The sequence below is a fragment of the Azospirillum sp. UFLA03-27 genome, from assembly GCF_059803775.1.
On the sequence record NZ_JAUQTX010000063.1, the window covers coordinates 14,263 to 28,521 of the forward strand.

The window sequence follows — 14,259 nt, forward strand, 5'->3', positions numbered from 1 at the left end:
CACTTATCCGGCCACTTGGGCATCGGAGTCAAATATCACATGCAAAACTCACTTGGGACAAATTCCGTTTGAATGTGAAGGACAACGCCCCCATTGGCCCAAGCCGGCCGCGCGGGCTATAAGTCAGGTATGCTTTTCCGCCGCAAATCCCACCCCTCCAAAACCCAGGCCAAAACCCAGGCTCCACGCCCCAAGGCCCCGCGCGCCCTGGCGGTCGCCGGCCTGCCCGTGCCGCTGGAGCTGCGGGAAAGCGCCCGCGCCCGCCGGATGACCCTGCGGGTGGACGCCGGACGCGGGCTGATCCAAGTGGTAATCCCGGTGGGCGTCCCGGAAGCCGAGGCGCTGCGCTTCGTCGGGCGGCACGACGGCTGGGTCCGGGCGCGGCTGGCCGCCCTGCCGCCGCAGCTTCCCTTCGCCGACGGGGCGGTGGTGCCCTATCTGGGGATCGACCACATCATCCGGCACAGCCCGGACCTGCGCGGGGCGACCCGGCGCGAGGACGGCGCGATCCTGGTCGGCGGCCGGGCGGAGCATGTCGCCCGCCGGGTGCGCGACTTCCTGATGGCGGAGGCGCGGCGCGAGCTGGCCGAGCGGTCGCGCACCAAGGCCGCACTGATCGGCGCGCGGGTCGCCGCCGTCACCGTGCGCGACACCAAGAGCCGTTGGGGAAGCTGCTCGGCCACCGGACGCCTCTCCTTCTCATGGCGGCTGATCCTGACGCCGGAGTCCGTGCTGGATTACGTGGTGGGGCACGAGGTGGCGCATCTGCGCGAGATGAACCATTCCCAGCGCTTCTGGACGCTGTGCGCGCAGCTGACCGGCGACGTGCGCACGCCCCGCCTCTGGCTGAAGGCCAACGGCACGCGGCTGCTTCGTTATGGCGAGGGCAGCGGCGAGGGGACGGAAATGGTTTCACCTGCAAATGACGGTCATGCCGAAACGCCGTGACGGGGTCGCGCCGAGCCTCTGCTAGAGTGCGCCTCCCCCATCGTTCCCGGCCCGACTCCCTCCATGCCCCGTCCCGATTCCCTGACCGTCCGCGTGCTGCTGACGGCGCTCGTCGCCTTCGGTCCGCTGTCCACCGACCTCTACCTGCCTTCCCTGCCCACCCTGGTCAGCGTGTTCGACACCGACATCGCCACGGTGCAGCTCACCCTGTCGGTCTTCCTCGCCGGCTTCGCGGTGTCGCAGCTCGTCTACGGGCCGGTGTCGGACCGGTTCGGACGGCGGCCCGCCCTGCTTGGCGGCATTCTCATCTATCTGGTGGCGAGTGCCGCCTGCGCGCTGACCGACGACATCGAAACGCTGATCGTCGCGCGCTTCTTCCAGGCGCTCGGCGCCTGCTGCGGCCCGGTGGTGGCGCGGGCCGTGGTGCGCGACGTCTTCGGGCGCGACCGGGCCGCCACCGTGCTGGCCTACATGGCAATGGCCATGACGCTGGCCCCCGCCGCCGGCCCCATCCTCGGCGGCGTCCTGACGGAGTGGTTCGGCTGGCGGAGCAACTTCCTGCTGCTGACCGGCTTCGCCGCCCTGATCCTGGCCGCCACCTGGGCTCTGATGGGGGAAACCAACGCCAACCGCGACGAGACGGCGCTCCAGCCCGGCCGGTTGTTCGCCAACTACGCGCTGCTGCTGCGCGACCGCGGCTTCGTCGGGCAGATGTTGACGGTGGCCTTCGCCTACAGCGGCATCTTCGCCTTCATTTCCGGGTCCAGCTTCGTCCTGATCGGGCGGCTGCACCTGACGCCCGCGCAGTTCGGGGCAAGCTTCGGCGCGGTGGTGCTGGGTTACGCGGTGGGGTCCTTCCTCGCCGGGCGGCTGAGCGCGCGGCTGGGCGGGCCGCGGATGATCCGCACCGGCACGGCGGTTTCGCTGGCCGGCGGGCTGCTCGGGGTGGCGCTGGCGCTGGGCGGGGTGCTGCATCTGGCGGCGGTCATCGCCCCGGTCTTCCTCTTCCTGCTGGGCGCCGGGCTGACCCTGCCCAACGCCATGGCCGGGGCGGTTGGCCCCTACCCGATGATGGCCGGGCTGGCCTCCTCGCTGGTCGGCTTCGTGCAGATGACGGTGGCGGCGCTGGTCGGCGTGGTGCTCGGGCACACCCACGCGGACAGCCAGCTTCCCATGATGACGGCCATCGGGCTGGTCGCGCTGGGCGGCGCGCTGGCCCACCGGCTTCTGGTCAGTCCTCGGACTTGACCGAGTCGGGAATCCAGCGCAGGACGTAGGAGAAGACGATCGTCACGGCAAGGCAGAGCGCCAGCGCCATCCCCGCCAGCACGTAGAATCCGGCCCCGCAGGCGATGCCCAGCGCGCCGGCCATCCAGATCACCGCCGCGGTGGTCGCCCCGCGCACCGTCGTCCCGGCGCGGAACATCACCCCGGCGCTGATGAAGCCGATGGCCTGGGCGATGCCCTGGATGACGCGGGTGGGGTCCATGTCGCCCCCGCCGGTCCCCTTCCCGGCCATGCCCCAGTAAAGCTCCAGCGCAACCAGGGTCGTCACCGCCGCGCTGATGGCCACCAACGTGTGGGTGCGCAGCCCCGCCGCCTTGCCCCGGACCTCGCGGTCGAGTCCCAGCGCCGCGCCGCAAACCGCCGCCGCGGCCAGCCGGGCCGCCATGTCCCAGGCCGGAATGGCCGTACTCAAGTCCATGTTATTCCTCCTTATTTTTACCTTTGCGTAACGCTTGCTACTTTTTTGCGCCCGGTCGCATTTTTCACTTTAAAAGGCGGCTCGTTCGATCTATGTAACCGCAACTCGCAAGCGCACGTGCCGCTGGCCCGCCCCTCGTCCTTTTCGAGATGTGGTTATGCAACGACGTAACGCGTGATCCCCGACCGTCCCTTAAGCAAGGCGGCGTCTTGGAGGTTACGATGGTTCATGTTGTTGTGGGTGGGCGCCGGCTCACCCGTCTCCGACTCTTTCCGGTTCTGTCCAGTCCGGTCCTTCCCCGCAAGGCAACACGGCAGTCCAGTATGGGCGGCCTGAGCGCCTGACCGTCTTTTCTTTTTGACCGGTCAGCAGCGCGCGGCCGCTCCGCCCCTGCTTTTTCACAATTCGTCCGACACCTTCATCTTGCGTCCGGGAGACTGAGATGACCGATAAGATTGCGCGCTTTTTCGAAGAGCAGCGCCCGCAGACCCCGTGCCTCGTCGTCGATCTGGACGTCGTGGAAGCGAACTACCACGACCTGGAGGAAGCGCTCCCGGACGCCCGGATCTTCTACGCCGTGAAGGCCAATCCGGCGCCGGAGATCCTCGGCCTGCTGACCCGTCTGGGCTCCGCCTTCGACACCGCCAGCGTCCCGGAAATCCAGATGGTGCTGGCCGCCGGCTGCGCGCCGGAGCGCATCTCCTATGGCAACACCATCAAGAAGGAAGCGGATATCCGCCGCGCCTTCGAACTGGGCGTGCGCCTGTTCGCCTTCGACAGCGAGGCGGAGCTGGAGAAGATCGCCCGCGCCGCCCCCGGCGCCCGCGTCTTCTGCCGCATCCTGACCTCCGGCGAGGGCGCCGAGTGGCCGCTGTCGCGCAAGTTCGGCTGTGACCTCGCCATGGCGCGGGAGCTGCTGCTGAAGGCCAAGGGCATGAACGTCGTTCCCTACGGCGTGTCCTTCCACGTCGGCTCGCAGCAGAAGGACCTGATGCAGTGGGACCACGCCATCTTCCAGGTGGCGCAGCTGTTCCGCGAGCTTGAGGTGCTGGGCGTCGACCTCGGCATGATCAACCTGGGCGGCGGCTTCCCGACCCGCTACCGCACCGACGTGCCGGAGACCACCGCCTACGGCCAGGCCATCTTCGAGTCCCTGCGCACCCACTTCGGCAACCGCCTGCCGGAAGCCATCGTGGAGCCGGGCCGCAGCATGGTCGGCAACGCCGGCATCATCGAGAGCGAGGTCGTCCTCGTCTCCCGCAAGTCGGCCAACGACGTGAAGCGCTGGGTCTATCTGGACATCGGCAAGTTCAGCGGTCTCGCCGAGACGATGGACGAGGCGATCCAGTACCCGATCCAGGTGATGGGCGACGATGGGGAGGGCGACAGCGAGGCGGTCGTTCTGGCCGGCCCGACCTGCGACAGCGCCGACGTGCTCTACGAGCGCGCCGAGTACAAGCTGCCGATGGACCTGAAGGCCGGCGACCGCGTGCGCATCCACGCCACGGGCGCCTACACGACGACCTACTCGGCGGTCTGCTTCAACGGCTTCGCCCCGCTCCAGCAGATCTGCATCTGATCGGGCGGCGTTTCGGCTGAGAAAAAGGCCACTCTTCCTTCGGGAAGAGTGGCCTTTTCTTTTGACCGCTTACGGAAACCCCAGGACCCGGATGCGAAAAGGGCCGCTCCCTTACACAGGGGCGGCCCTTTTCCTTGCGGTCTCCCGCAGCCGTGACGGCGGCATCAAGCCTTCCAGAACGGCTTGCTGATCTCGCCTTCGACGTCGATCTGGGAGATGCCGATGTCGTGCAGCATCCGGTCGTCCAGCCGAGCCAGCTCGCGGCGGGTGATGGTGCGCTGCCGCCACAGGGCGAACGTGTCCAGAACGCTGTCCAGCACATACGCCACCGGAGCAGGGCGCAGGGTACGACCGGCGGGGGCCGTGCGCAGAGCGATTGCCATGGTGGTCATCCTATCTTTGAAGGTCCCGAGGGGGCCTGCCGGAAGTGGCCGCCGCGCCCTCGCTTTGTGAGAAAGAATATTGCTCATCCCGCGCAAACCCGCCACCGCCATGTGGGTATGCGAGCCGTGAGCTTTCTCGATAGCTGTCGTAGGAATATCACCGATGCAAGAATAATGGACGAATGCACAGCTTTTGGGCGCCACAAATTGTGCAGTTGACCAACAAACAGTGTTTGAAACGGAGCGCTGGACAGCCGCCGCAGAGCGTCCTACCTGTGATCCCGACCGTCGTCCGACACCGAGTTCTTCCCATGATCGACACCATCGCCTTCGACGGCGACGACACGCTGTGGCACAACGAATCCCTGTTCTCGATGACGCAGGACCGCTTCCGCGCGCTGCTCGCCAACCACTTGGCCGACCCGGCGGACATCGACCGGCGGCTGTTGCAGGCCGAGCGCGAGAACCTCCGCGTCTACGGTTACGGCATCAAGGGCTTCGTCCTGTCGATGATCGAGACGGCGGTGGACCTGACCGACGGGCGCATCGGCGGGCGGGACATCCAGAGCCTCGTCGAGTTCGGCAAGGCGATGCTGGAACACCCGGTCGACCTGCTCGACGGGGTGCAGGAGGTGGTGGAGGGGCTGTCCGGCCGCTACCGGCTGCTGCTCGTCACCAAGGGCGACCTGTTCGACCAGGAAAGCAAGATCGCCCGCTCCGGCCTCGCCGAACGCTTCGACGCCATCGAGATCGTCAGCGAGAAGGACCCGGCCACCTACCGCCGCCTGCTCGACCGCCATGGGGTGGACCCGGCGCGCTTCGTCATGGTGGGCAATTCCGTGCGCTCGGACATCCTGCCGGTGCTGGCCGTGGGCGGCCACGCCGTCCATGTGCCCTACCATGTCACCTGGGCGCACGAGGTGGCCGAGCCGCCCACCGAGAACTACCGCCGCATCGACAGCCTGCACGGCCTGCCGCCGCTGCTCGCCGCCTGGTGAAAGGACCTTGGTGATAGGGAGACCGTGATGAGCTTCGCCCTGCTGACCGACCCCGCCCGCCCCGCCGTGCAGCCTGAGACCGGTGGCCCGGCTCCCGACCGCGTCCTGTCCGGCGCGCCGGTCTTCACCACCTGGAACGAGTACGAGTCGGCGGACGGCAAACGCTTCGCCGGGGTCTGGCGCTCCACCCCCGGCTCCTGGCGGATCGTCTACGACGAGTGGGAGTATTGCGAGATCCTGGAAGGAAGCAGCGCCATCAGCCACGCAGACGGGCGCCGGTGGATGGTTGGCCCTGGCGATCGCTTCACGCTGGAGCCGGGTTTCGATGGTGTGTGGGAGGTGCTGGAGACCACGACGAAACGCTACGTGGTCATTCTCCCCTGAGCAGATCACGCCGTCCTTAGCCCTCTCCCCTCCGGGGAGAGGGTGGCCCGGAGGGCCGGTGAGGGGGATGCGCGTGACGGGAAGTTCGGCACATGCGCAACCCCCTCACCCTAACCCTCTCCCCAGAGGGGAGAGGGAACATCAAGCGCTTCAGCCAGACGGCCCGAACAGATGGACGGCGCCGAGGTCGGCACGGTTGAGCACGACGACCGCCTTGCGCCCGATCTCCACGGCCAGCGCGCACAGCGCCATGATCGACAGCACCAGCACGATCCGCGCGATGTCGCGCGCCCAGGCGCGCCGCTTGCGCCGCCGTGCCGCCAGATGCGCGGCCAGCTTCTGCCGCAGGGCGCTGCCGCGCCGCCCGTAGCCTCCCGCCCAGCCCCAGCCGCCCCTCGTCGGCGGTGATGGGGGTGGCTCGTTCGGCGCCGTCTCTGGCGTGGGCGTGATGGGAACGGGCAGTCCGGCGCCGCCCGCGGGCGTCGAATCGGCGTTGGGTGCGCTGGTCGGGGTGGCGGTCGCGCCGGGTGGGTCGGTCGCGGTCACGGCGGTCATCCTGCGGCGGAGGAACGGTCGATGAGCCGTTATCTACGCCCTTTTCATGAAAGCGCAACACGCCGCGCCCGAACACCCGGAAAGGCCACATGGAAACAAGCGGGGGGGGAAACAAGCGGGGCGGCGGCGGAATGCCGCACCCCGCCTCCACCGCCTCAGCGCCGGCTGCGCGGATCGCGGCTCAGGCCCTTGGCCTCCAGTTCCGCCAGATACTCCGCCCACAGGCGATCCTGGTCCTCGCCCAGCTCGTACAGCAGCTTCCAGGAGTAGATGCCGCTGTCGTGCAGGTCGTCGAAGACGATGCGCAGCGCGTAATGGCCGATGGCCTCCAGGCTCATGATGCCGACGTGGCGGCGGGCCGAAACGGTCTGCTTCTGGCCGGGACCGTGGCCCTGCACCTCGGCGCTGGGGCTGTGGACGCGCAGGAACTCCGCCGGGTAGGAGAAGGTCCGGCCGTTGTCGAAATCGACCTCCAGCCGCTTCTCCTCCTTCTTCAGCCGGACTTCCACCGGCCAGTGCTTGGTGCCGAAGGCGTCCGACGCGAATTGCTCGTCGGACATCAGGCGGCCCCCGGCTTCCCGTCGAGGCTGCGGGCCTCGTCGATCAGCATGATCGGAATGCCGTCGCGGATCGGATAGGCCAGCCCGGCGCGGTCGCTGATCAACTCGGCGCGCTCGGCGTCGTAGCGCAGCGGCCCCTTGGTCAGCGGGCAGACGAGGATCTCCAGAAGCTTCGGATCGACGCGCGCCTGCGTCTTGCCGTCGGCGGGCGTGTCGTCGTGGGGGTGGGCGCTCATGGATCGGGCCTCGCAGTCGGAAAGTGCAGTGTCGGTCGAAGGAAACGGTCAGTGACGCAGCGCGCCGCCGTCGCCCTCATGGCCGTCGAGAATGGCCATCTCGACCAGGGCGATCAAGAGCTTCGCGCGCTCCGGCAGGTCCGGCGTCTCCAGAAGGGCCTGCTTTTCGCTGGGCGAGAAGGGACAGATCATCGCCAGCGAGGTGACCAGCCGCTCGTCCGGCGTGCCGTCGATGGCCTTCCAGTCCACCGACAGGCCCTGCATCTTGAAATAGCCCTTCAGCCCGGCCAAAAGCCGTGGGCGGTCCAGCCCGCAGCCGTCGCTCAAGTTCCCGGCGCGCTCCAGCGGGTCGATCAGATCGCCGGTGAAGCGGTCCCAGTCCGCGGCGACCCGGCGGTAGCCGCGCTGGCCCTCCAGCTCCCGCATGATGGCGAAGCGGCTGACCCCGGTCAGGGTGATCAGGTAGCGGCCGTCCTCGGTCTCGGCGAAGCTGGTGATGCGTCCGGCGCAGCCGGTGCCGTAGACCGCCGGCTCGCGCAGGCGGCAGGCCGGATCGGTCGGCTGGACCATACCGATCATGCGGTCGCCGGCCAGAGCGTCCTCGACCATCGCGAGGTAGCGCGGCTCGAAGATGTTCAGCGGCAGGCGTCCGCGCGGCAGCAGCAGGACCCCCGCGAGAGGGAAGATCGGGAGCTGCCGCGGGAAGCGGTCCGATGACGGGTCGATGGGGTTCCGGCTCATGCGACGAATATAGAACCCCCGGACACGGCGAACAGAGCGACCGCGAACGAAGCGGCCTCCAACGAAACAGACTCGCGGCCCGGAGTCGCCCCCGGGCCGCGAGCCCCCGTGATCAGCGGAACAGGATCGACGACAGCTTGCGGCGGCTCTGCACCGTCAGCGGGTCGGTCGGGCCGAAGGCCTCGAAGAACTTGACGAGCTGCTTGCGGGCGGCCTCGTCGTTCCAGGCGCGGTCGCGGCGCACCAGTTCCAGAAGCTCGTCCACCGCGGCCTCGCGCTTGCTGGCGGCGAACAGCGCGAGCGCGAGGTCGAAGCGGGCCTCGTGGTCGTCCTCGTTGCGGGCGACCTTTTCCGTCAGCTCCGGGATCGGGCCGGCGTTGGCGGCCTGCTCGGCGACCTCCAGCGCGCTGCGCACCGCGGCGATCTCCTTGTCCTTGGCGATCTGCTCCGGCACCTTGTCGAGCATCTGCTTGGCGCGGGCCAGCTCGTCGTTGACGATCAGGCAGCGGACCAGCCCGGCATAGGCCACGGCGTTCAGGTTCTCCGGATCGGCCTGCAGGATCTCGCCGTAGATCTCCGACGCGGTCTGGGTGTCGCCGGCCTCCAGCGCCTCCTTGGCCTGGGCCAGCGCCTCCTCCAGGATGTCGCCCTCGCCGCCGCCCGCGGCGCCGGCCAGCTTCAGCAGCTTCTCCACGAAGGCCTTCACCTGCGACTCCGGCAGGGCGCCCATGAAGCCGTCCACCGGACGCCCCTGGAAGAAGGCGTAGACCGCCGGGATCGACTGCACGCGGAGCTGCGAGGCGATCATCGGGTCCTTGTCGGTGTCGATCTTGACCAGCCGCACCTTGCCCTTCGCGGCCAGAACCGTCTTTTCCAGGATCGGACCGAGCTGCTTGCACGGGCCGCACCAGGGCGCCCAGAAATCGACGATCACCGGCACGGACTGCGACGCCTCGATGACGTCGGCCATGAAGGCGCGGTCGCTGCTGTCCTTGATCAGGTCACCGGCGGCGGGGGCGGCACCGGCGGCGACGGGCTTGTTGGCGGGCGGAATGGAGAACATGGCGGTCACGTATCCCTTTGCGATCTCGCGTGATAGATGAGCGCACGGGGCGCGTTAAGCAAGCGTCGGCTGAGAGTCCGGCGGCTCCTCGCCGAAGGGCACGATCAGCGGCTCGTGCCCGCCGGCCCGCAGGAAGCGCAGCAGGTCCGCGGCAGCGATGGCCGTGGTGCGGTCGTTCAACAGCGGATGGTAGTTCAGCGGGTCGTGGGCCAGCATCTGCTCCTGCAGCACCACCCTCACCCGCCGCTCACTGTCGTTGACCACCGAGAAGGGCGTGACCGAGCCGGGCCGCACGCCGAGATGCCGCCACAGCCGGTCGGCTGAAGCGAAGGACAGCCGCGCCGACCCGATCACCTTGTCGAAGCGGTTCAGCTCCACCCGCGCGTCCTCCAGCGCGACGACCAGCCAGTGCTGCTCCTTCTTGTCCTTCAGAAACAGGTTCTTGCAGTGGCCGCCGGGCAGCGCGCCGCGCAGCGCCTTGCTCTCCTCCACCGTGTGCAGCGGCGGGTGGCGGTGGGTCACGGTGCGGATGCCGAGCGCCGCGAGATGCTCCAGGAGCTGCTCCGGGCTCGTCGGCAGCGGCTCCTCGGCCCTGCCCTCGGGGGTGTCGCGGGTGTCCATGGAGCCATCTTTAGCGGCGCCGGTAACATTCGTCCGGGAAAATCTGTCCGGGCGCCCGAGAAAAGTGAAACATGACGCTTGCATTGCGCCGATCCATGAGTATAGTCCGCCGCACGCCGCCGGACGGCACCGCACAACGGTCCGAACGGCAGCGAAACGGAGCGCGGGCGTAGCTCAGGGGTAGAGCACAACCTTGCCAAGGTTGGGGTCGAGGGTTCGAATCCCTTCGCCCGCTCCATTCTCCCGACGGAGGCGGTGATCCTTCGGAGGGAAACAGGACGGTTGATGGAAAGGCTGGACCTTTGGGTGCCGGCCTTTTTCGTTTTCCCCTCCCGGCCGCATCCCTTCCCCGCGCGTTGCGATCCCGCAACCGACGCCATCGCTTCCGACGCCGAGTCTGCGCCGCGGCACTCCGCCGCCTGCAACCGACGCCTTGGCCCTGACATTCCCAACCTCGAACCAGCGCAGCCATACAGGGCGGGCAACGCCAAAATTCGCAACCAAAGGGCGTTAACCCTAGCAAACAGCATGCTTTTGTAGGTCATTCCACGCGCACATACCCCATATGAACGCGTGAATAAATTTACTTCTCGGCAACCTACTTGCGTATGACCGCCCGAGAGACTATGCTTCAAATACGAAACAAATAGAACTTCTATCCGGTTAGGGTTGTATGCACCATGGATGGTCTGGTGGCGTCGGACGGGCTGAGCCCGTGATTTTCCCGGACAGGACGCTCCTGTCCGGCCGGCGTCCGCCGCTCCGGCAACACCGGCCCTCCCCCGCCTGATCGTCATCGGCTCCGCTGTCGTCGCACTGCGACCGGCGGTGCCGCTGGTCGCGCTTCCAAGCCCCGCTTCGTACAGCCCAGACGGCAACCCGCCCAGACGACAAGAGGTCCTTCCCATGGCTATGCAACGCTACATCGTGAATTTTCCGCGCCTGTCCCCGGACATGCTGGAAATCTGGAAGACGGTCCCCAGCAGCATCGCGTCCGACGTGCAGAACCGCTGCCAGAGCATGGACGCCCGGATCAAGCCCTGCGCCCCGGGCATGCGCATCTGCGGGCAGGCCCGCACCGCCGTGTCGATGCCGGGCGACAACAGCATGCTGCTGACCGCCTGCAGCCTGGCCGAGCCGGGCGAGGTGGTGGTGGTCGCCGGCGCCGGCCTGGAGGAGGTGGCGCTGGCTGGCGAATGGGTGGTCCGCGGCTGCAAGTCGCGCGGCCTGGGCGGTCTGGTGATCGACGGCTCCGTCCGCGACCTTCAGGAAATCCGGACCATCGGCTTCCCGGTCTTCGCCAAGGGCTCGGTCCCGCGCGGCCCGCACAAGGCCTTCGGCGGCAAAATGGATGTCCCGGCCGGCGTCGGCGGCATGGTGGTCAACCCGGGCGACCTGATCATCGGCGACGATGACGGCGTGACCGTGGTGCCGCTCGCCGTGATGGACGAGGTGCTGCGGCGCTGCCTGGAGCTGATGGCCAAGGAGAAGGTGTGGTCGCAGCAGCTCGACGCCGGCAAGTCGCTGATGGAGGTGCTGGGCGTGCCGGAACCGGAAATCGTCGAGACGCCCACCCTGCGCTGACCCCCGGCATCCGCCGGACCACGCGAGCCGGCGAACCGCACAGCCCTTCGAGCCGCCCCAAGACCGGTTTCCGTCGCCATGACGCTCATCTTTCAAATCGTGCTGCCGATGTTCGTCCTGGTCGCGCTCGGCTTCTACGCCGGGAAATCGGGCAATTTCAGCAACACGGCGGCTCAGGGGCTGTCGCGCTTTCTCGGCATCTACTCCCTGCCGGCGCTTCTGTTCGCGGCGATGGCCAAGGCAAAGATCCCCGATCCCATCGAATGGGGATTCGTGGCGTCCTTCTTCGTCGCGGCCTTCATCATCTTCGGGCTGGGTGCCGCCTGGATGCTGTCCATCCGGCGGCGTGACGAGGCGGCGATCGGCGGCTTCGCCCCCTCCTTCTCCTCCATCGGCCTGCTCGGCGCGCCGATCCTGATGGACGCCTACGGATCGTCGGTGGCCATCCCGGTGATGCTGCTGATCCTGTTCCAGTCGCCGCTCCTCTTCACCACGGCAACGATGATCGCCGAGGCGCAGCGGACGGCGGGCGGACGGCCGGTCGTCGCCGCGGTCAACGCCGTCAAGGCGACCCTGCTCAGCCCGATGATCCTGTCGATCGTCGTCGGCATGGGCTTCAATCTGAGCGGCGTCCATGTGCCGGACGCGGTCATGAAGGCGGCGGACTACGCCGCGGCCACCGTTCTGCCCTGCGCCTGCTTCACGCTGGGGACCTCGCTGTCCTTCGGGAAGCTCTCGGGCAAGTTCGGCCAGGCGCTGGTCCTGGCGGTGATGAAGACGGTCCTGCACCCGGTGCTGACCTGGGTGCTGGCGGTGGAGGTCTTCCACCTGCCGCCGGACTGGCTGGCCCCCGCCGTGACCGCGGCGGCGCTGCCCATCGGCGTCAACGTCTACGCCTTCGCCGAGCGCTATCAGACGGGGCGGGAACTGGTGTCGATGTCGCTGCTGCTGTCCACCCTGATGTCCCCGATCTCGATTTCCGTCGCCTTCATGGTGGCGATGGGCTGACGCGGTCATTTCGACGCAGGCTGTTTTCATTATGCGTCCATTTGACGCTTGTCACGCACGCTCGATCGCGCGGAACTCCAAGAAACCACGCCAGATAGAAAGCATTCGTCGAAAATCACTGTTATTTCCGGATACCCCATCCGGTCAGCACGATTGATACACGAATAGAGAGTCTGTATCTTCCACTTTGAAGCGTCAAAGCCGCTTCCATTGGGTCGATTTGACAGCGCTGGGCCTATGAACCGCTCCTTTTCGCGAGAATGGCGACCAAACTCCGCCGCTGTGCCGGCAACGGGATCGGCTATCCACGAAGATAGACATACCGAAGTATGCGTTCATCAGAAGCAAGTCGATGACGGATACTCGTGTCGTTCCTGACCCAACATTTCAATGCTGTCAAAATCAATGACCATCGATCTTTACGGGAATTTCAGAAAAGGAGGCCCAGCCTGTGTCCGCATCGGGACGGGCGGGATCTCCCGGGACCCCACCGTGTCCGCGGCCAAGGGGGTCTTCCGCAATAACGCAGGAAAGAAGGGCATCCAGATGATCATTCGCAGCAAGTTCCTGGCGCTGGCGACCGGGACCCTGGCGCTGGCCATGTCGACGACCGCTCTGTCGACGGCCCAGGCCGCCTACCCCGAGAAGCCGATCACCGTGGTCGTCGCCTACGACGCCGGCGGTTCGACCGACGTGACCGCGCGCCTGCTGGCTCCCTTCATCGAGAAGCATCTGGGCGGCACCCGGATCGAAGTGGTGAACAAGCCGGGCGCCGGGGGGGAGATCGGCTTCGCGGCCATCGCCGACGCCGCGCCGGACGGCTACTCCATCGGCTTCTGCAACACGCCGAACATGGTGTCGATCCCGATCGAGCGTCAGGCCCGCTTCTCGGCGGACCGGCTGGACGCGCTGGTCAACGTCGTCGACGATCCCGGTGTGTGGAGCGTTCCCGGCGACAGCGCCTTCAAGACGCTGAAGGACGTCGTGGAGCACGCCAAGGCCAACCCGAACACCGTCACCGTCGGCACCACCGGCGTCGGCTCGGACGACCAGCTCGCCATGCTGCTGGTGCAGCGCCAGGCGGGCGTGCAGTTCACTCATGTGCCCTTCTCCGGCTCCGCCGCCAACTACAAGGCGATGCTCGCCAAGAAGATCCAGATCAGCGGCCAGAACCTCGGCGAGGGGCTGCGCGGTCAGGCCTCCGACCAGATCCGCGTGCTTGGCGTGATGAGCAAGGAGCGCTGGAAGGCCGCCCCGGACATCCCGACCTTCGCGGAGCAGGGCTACCCGGTGCTGATGGCCTCGCTGCGCGGCGTCTGCGCGCCGAAGGGCCTGCCCGCCGACGTCCGCGCCAAGCTGGTGGACGCCGTCACCAAGGCCGCGACCGATCCGGAGTTCGTGGCGAAGGCCGAGGCCAAGGAGACCTTCCAGCCGCTGCGCGTCCTCGGCCCCGACGCCTTCGCGGCGGAGCTGAAGCAGCTCGACACCGAGCTGAAGTCGCTGTGGCAGTCGTCGCCCTGGCTGAAGTGATCCGGGGCTGACGCGACCCGGGCGGGCTGGTCCGTCCGGGTCCGGCCCATCCGCGAAACCACCCGCCGCCGGCCGCCCGGCCGGCGGCGGGTGCGGTTCAAGCCCCCCTGACCATCCGGCGCCAACGGACCGGCCAATGGTTGAAGCAGGTGCTCCATGACTTTCCTCAATCACCTCCACATTCCCACCAAAATGGGAATCCCGGCGGCGACAGCGATCCTGGGCATGCTTGCCATCGCGTTGCTCGGCGGCTCCGCCATCACGGAACAGTCACGCCTGCTGGACACGCTGTTCAACCGCTCCTTCACGCGGGAAGCGGATGTCCAGGCGTTGACCGACACGCTGACCGTCGCCCACGCCGGCC

16 protein-coding genes, 1 tRNA gene and 1 pseudogene are annotated in these 14,259 nt (G+C 67.6%); 10 read left to right on the forward strand and 8 right to left on the reverse strand.

Going from position 1 to position 14,259, the window contains the following annotated elements; genetic code table 11:
- Nucleotides 1–129 precede the first annotated feature (129 nt).
- Both Q4I23_RS12105 and Q4I23_RS12110 read left to right on the forward strand, forming a co-directional pair.
- The gene (locus tag Q4I23_RS12105) at nt 130–948 is read left to right on the forward strand and encodes a M48 family metallopeptidase (protein ID WP_454019052.1); all 819 of its coding nucleotides are present in this window, start codon (nt 130–132) and stop codon (nt 946–948) included.
- Nucleotides 949–1,011: 63 nt separating this feature from the next.
- On the forward strand, nt 1,012–2,196 hold the full coding sequence (locus Q4I23_RS12110) for a multidrug effflux MFS transporter (RefSeq protein WP_498526400.1): 1,185 nt from the start codon (nt 1,012–1,014) through the stop codon (nt 2,194–2,196).
- Here Q4I23_RS12110 and Q4I23_RS12115 read toward each other — a convergent pair.
- Nucleotides 2,180–2,653, reverse strand: a complete 474-nt coding sequence (locus Q4I23_RS12115; protein WP_454019050.1) for an MgtC/SapB family protein — start codon at nt 2,651–2,653, stop codon at nt 2,180–2,182. The genes Q4I23_RS12110 and Q4I23_RS12115 overlap by 17 nt on opposite strands.
- A 442-nt stretch (nt 2,654–3,095) precedes the next feature.
- Between Q4I23_RS12115 and Q4I23_RS12120 the strand changes: the two genes are divergently transcribed.
- Complete coding sequence (locus Q4I23_RS12120) at nt 3,096–4,232, forward strand: type III PLP-dependent enzyme (RefSeq protein ID WP_149164406.1); 1,137 nt, start codon at nt 3,096–3,098, stop codon at nt 4,230–4,232.
- A gap of 164 nt (nt 4,233–4,396) precedes the next feature.
- On the opposite strand, the gene Q4I23_RS12125 is transcribed toward Q4I23_RS12120, so the two are convergent.
- Nucleotides 4,397–4,615: a DUF1127 domain-containing protein gene (locus Q4I23_RS12125; protein ID WP_014238561.1), complete on the reverse strand. Its 219-nt coding sequence runs from the start codon at nt 4,613–4,615 to the stop codon at nt 4,397–4,399.
- 311 nt (nt 4,616–4,926) lie between these two features.
- Here Q4I23_RS12125 and Q4I23_RS12130 point away from each other — a divergent pair, with 311 nt between their 5' ends.
- Nucleotides 4,927–5,613, forward strand: coding sequence for an HAD family hydrolase (locus Q4I23_RS12130; RefSeq protein WP_237904821.1), 687 nt, complete (start codon nt 4,927–4,929; stop codon nt 5,611–5,613).
- A gap of 27 nt (nt 5,614–5,640) precedes the next feature.
- On the forward strand, nt 5,641–5,997 hold the full coding sequence (locus tag Q4I23_RS12135) for a cupin domain-containing protein (RefSeq protein ID WP_498526401.1): 357 nt from the start codon (nt 5,641–5,643) through the stop codon (nt 5,995–5,997).
- 150 nt (nt 5,998–6,147) lie between these two features.
- Here Q4I23_RS12135 and Q4I23_RS12140 read toward each other — a convergent pair whose 3' ends face one another.
- From Q4I23_RS12140 to Q4I23_RS12165, 6 genes are all read right to left on the reverse strand, one after another.
- A complete protein-coding gene (locus tag Q4I23_RS12140) occupies nt 6,148–6,543 on the reverse strand; it encodes a hypothetical protein (protein ID WP_498526402.1) in 396 nt (131 codons plus the stop codon).
- Nucleotides 6,544–6,707: 164 nt separating this feature from the next.
- Nucleotides 6,708–7,112, reverse strand: coding sequence for a gamma-butyrobetaine hydroxylase family protein (locus Q4I23_RS12145; RefSeq protein WP_498526403.1), 405 nt, complete (start codon nt 7,110–7,112; stop codon nt 6,708–6,710).
- Nucleotides 7,112–7,348, reverse strand: coding sequence for a Trm112 family protein (locus Q4I23_RS12150; RefSeq protein ID WP_014238566.1), 237 nt, complete (start codon nt 7,346–7,348; stop codon nt 7,112–7,114). Before Q4I23_RS12150 ends, Q4I23_RS12145 begins: the two co-directional genes overlap by 1 nt.
- Nucleotides 7,349–7,396: 48 nt before the next feature.
- Nucleotides 7,397–8,089 carry an LON peptidase substrate-binding domain-containing protein gene (locus Q4I23_RS12155; protein WP_498526404.1) on the reverse strand — a complete coding sequence of 231 codons (693 nt, stop codon included), beginning with the start codon at nt 8,087–8,089 and terminating at the stop codon, nt 7,397–7,399.
- Nucleotides 8,090–8,201: 112 nt separating this feature from the next.
- Entirely contained in the window at nt 8,202–9,152 is a 951-nt protein-coding gene (locus Q4I23_RS12160) for a tetratricopeptide repeat protein (RefSeq protein ID WP_498526405.1), read from the reverse strand.
- A 54-nt stretch (nt 9,153–9,206) separates the two neighbouring features.
- A complete protein-coding gene (locus tag Q4I23_RS12165) occupies nt 9,207–9,773 on the reverse strand; it encodes a prolyl-tRNA synthetase associated domain-containing protein (protein WP_498526406.1) in 567 nt (188 codons plus the stop codon).
- Between the two features lie 163 nt (nt 9,774–9,936).
- Here Q4I23_RS12165 and Q4I23_RS12170 point away from each other — a divergent pair.
- The 5 genes and pseudogenes from Q4I23_RS12170 to Q4I23_RS12190 form a co-directional block, all read left to right on the forward strand.
- Nucleotides 9,937–10,011: transfer RNA gene (locus Q4I23_RS12170), tRNA-Gly, on the forward strand.
- Nucleotides 10,012–10,679: 668 nt separating this feature from the next.
- Nucleotides 10,680–11,357 carry an RraA family protein gene (locus Q4I23_RS12175; RefSeq protein ID WP_237904815.1) on the forward strand — a complete coding sequence of 226 codons (678 nt, stop codon included), beginning with the start codon at nt 10,680–10,682 and terminating at the stop codon, nt 11,355–11,357.
- A gap of 78 nt (nt 11,358–11,435) precedes the next feature.
- Entirely contained in the window at nt 11,436–12,365 is a 930-nt protein-coding gene (locus Q4I23_RS12180; RefSeq protein ID WP_498526407.1) for an AEC family transporter, read from the forward strand.
- Between the two features lie 546 nt (nt 12,366–12,911).
- On the forward strand, nt 12,912–13,895 hold the full coding sequence (locus Q4I23_RS12185) for a Bug family tripartite tricarboxylate transporter substrate binding protein (RefSeq protein ID WP_464879439.1): 984 nt from the start codon (nt 12,912–12,914) through the stop codon (nt 13,893–13,895).
- 156 nt (nt 13,896–14,051) lie between these two features.
- Nucleotides 14,052–14,259, forward strand: a pseudogene (locus tag Q4I23_RS12190) (methyl-accepting chemotaxis protein); the annotation flags it as partial.

What these genes read in the sequence shown, in the direction of transcription:
- Q4I23_RS12145 (WP_498526403.1), bottom strand. Translation starts at nt 7,112, where the DNA reads ATGTCCGACGAGCAATTCGCGTCGGACGCCTTCGGCACCAAGCACTGG.
- Q4I23_RS12120 (WP_149164406.1), top strand. Translation starts at nt 3,096, where the DNA reads ATGACCGATAAGATTGCGCGCTTTTTCGAAGAGCAGCGCCCGCAGACC.
- Q4I23_RS12150 (WP_014238566.1), bottom strand. Translation starts at nt 7,348, where the DNA reads ATGAGCGCCCACCCCCACGACGACACGCCCGCCGACGGCAAGACGCAG.
- Q4I23_RS12165 (WP_498526406.1), bottom strand. Translation starts at nt 9,773, where the DNA reads ATGGACACCCGCGACACCCCCGAGGGCAGGGCCGAGGAGCCGCTGCCG.
- Q4I23_RS12175 (WP_237904815.1), top strand. Translation starts at nt 10,680, where the DNA reads ATGGCTATGCAACGCTACATCGTGAATTTTCCGCGCCTGTCCCCGGAC.
- Q4I23_RS12155 (WP_498526404.1), bottom strand. Translation starts at nt 8,089, where the DNA reads ATGAGCCGGAACCCCATCGACCCGTCATCGGACCGCTTCCCGCGGCAG.
- Q4I23_RS12115 (WP_454019050.1), bottom strand. Translation starts at nt 2,653, where the DNA reads ATGGACTTGAGTACGGCCATTCCGGCCTGGGACATGGCGGCCCGGCTG.
- Q4I23_RS12110 (WP_498526400.1), top strand. Translation starts at nt 1,012, where the DNA reads ATGCCCCGTCCCGATTCCCTGACCGTCCGCGTGCTGCTGACGGCGCTC.
- Q4I23_RS12105 (WP_454019052.1), top strand. Translation starts at nt 130, where the DNA reads ATGCTTTTCCGCCGCAAATCCCACCCCTCCAAAACCCAGGCCAAAACC.
- Q4I23_RS12160 (WP_498526405.1), bottom strand. Translation starts at nt 9,152, where the DNA reads ATGTTCTCCATTCCGCCCGCCAACAAGCCCGTCGCCGCCGGTGCCGCC.
- Q4I23_RS12185 (WP_464879439.1), top strand. Translation starts at nt 12,912, where the DNA reads ATGATCATTCGCAGCAAGTTCCTGGCGCTGGCGACCGGGACCCTGGCG.
- Q4I23_RS12130 (WP_237904821.1), top strand. Translation starts at nt 4,927, where the DNA reads ATGATCGACACCATCGCCTTCGACGGCGACGACACGCTGTGGCACAAC.
- Q4I23_RS12125 (WP_014238561.1), bottom strand. Translation starts at nt 4,615, where the DNA reads ATGGCAATCGCTCTGCGCACGGCCCCCGCCGGTCGTACCCTGCGCCCT.
- Q4I23_RS12135 (WP_498526401.1), top strand. Translation starts at nt 5,641, where the DNA reads ATGAGCTTCGCCCTGCTGACCGACCCCGCCCGCCCCGCCGTGCAGCCT.
- Q4I23_RS12180 (WP_498526407.1), top strand. Translation starts at nt 11,436, where the DNA reads ATGACGCTCATCTTTCAAATCGTGCTGCCGATGTTCGTCCTGGTCGCG.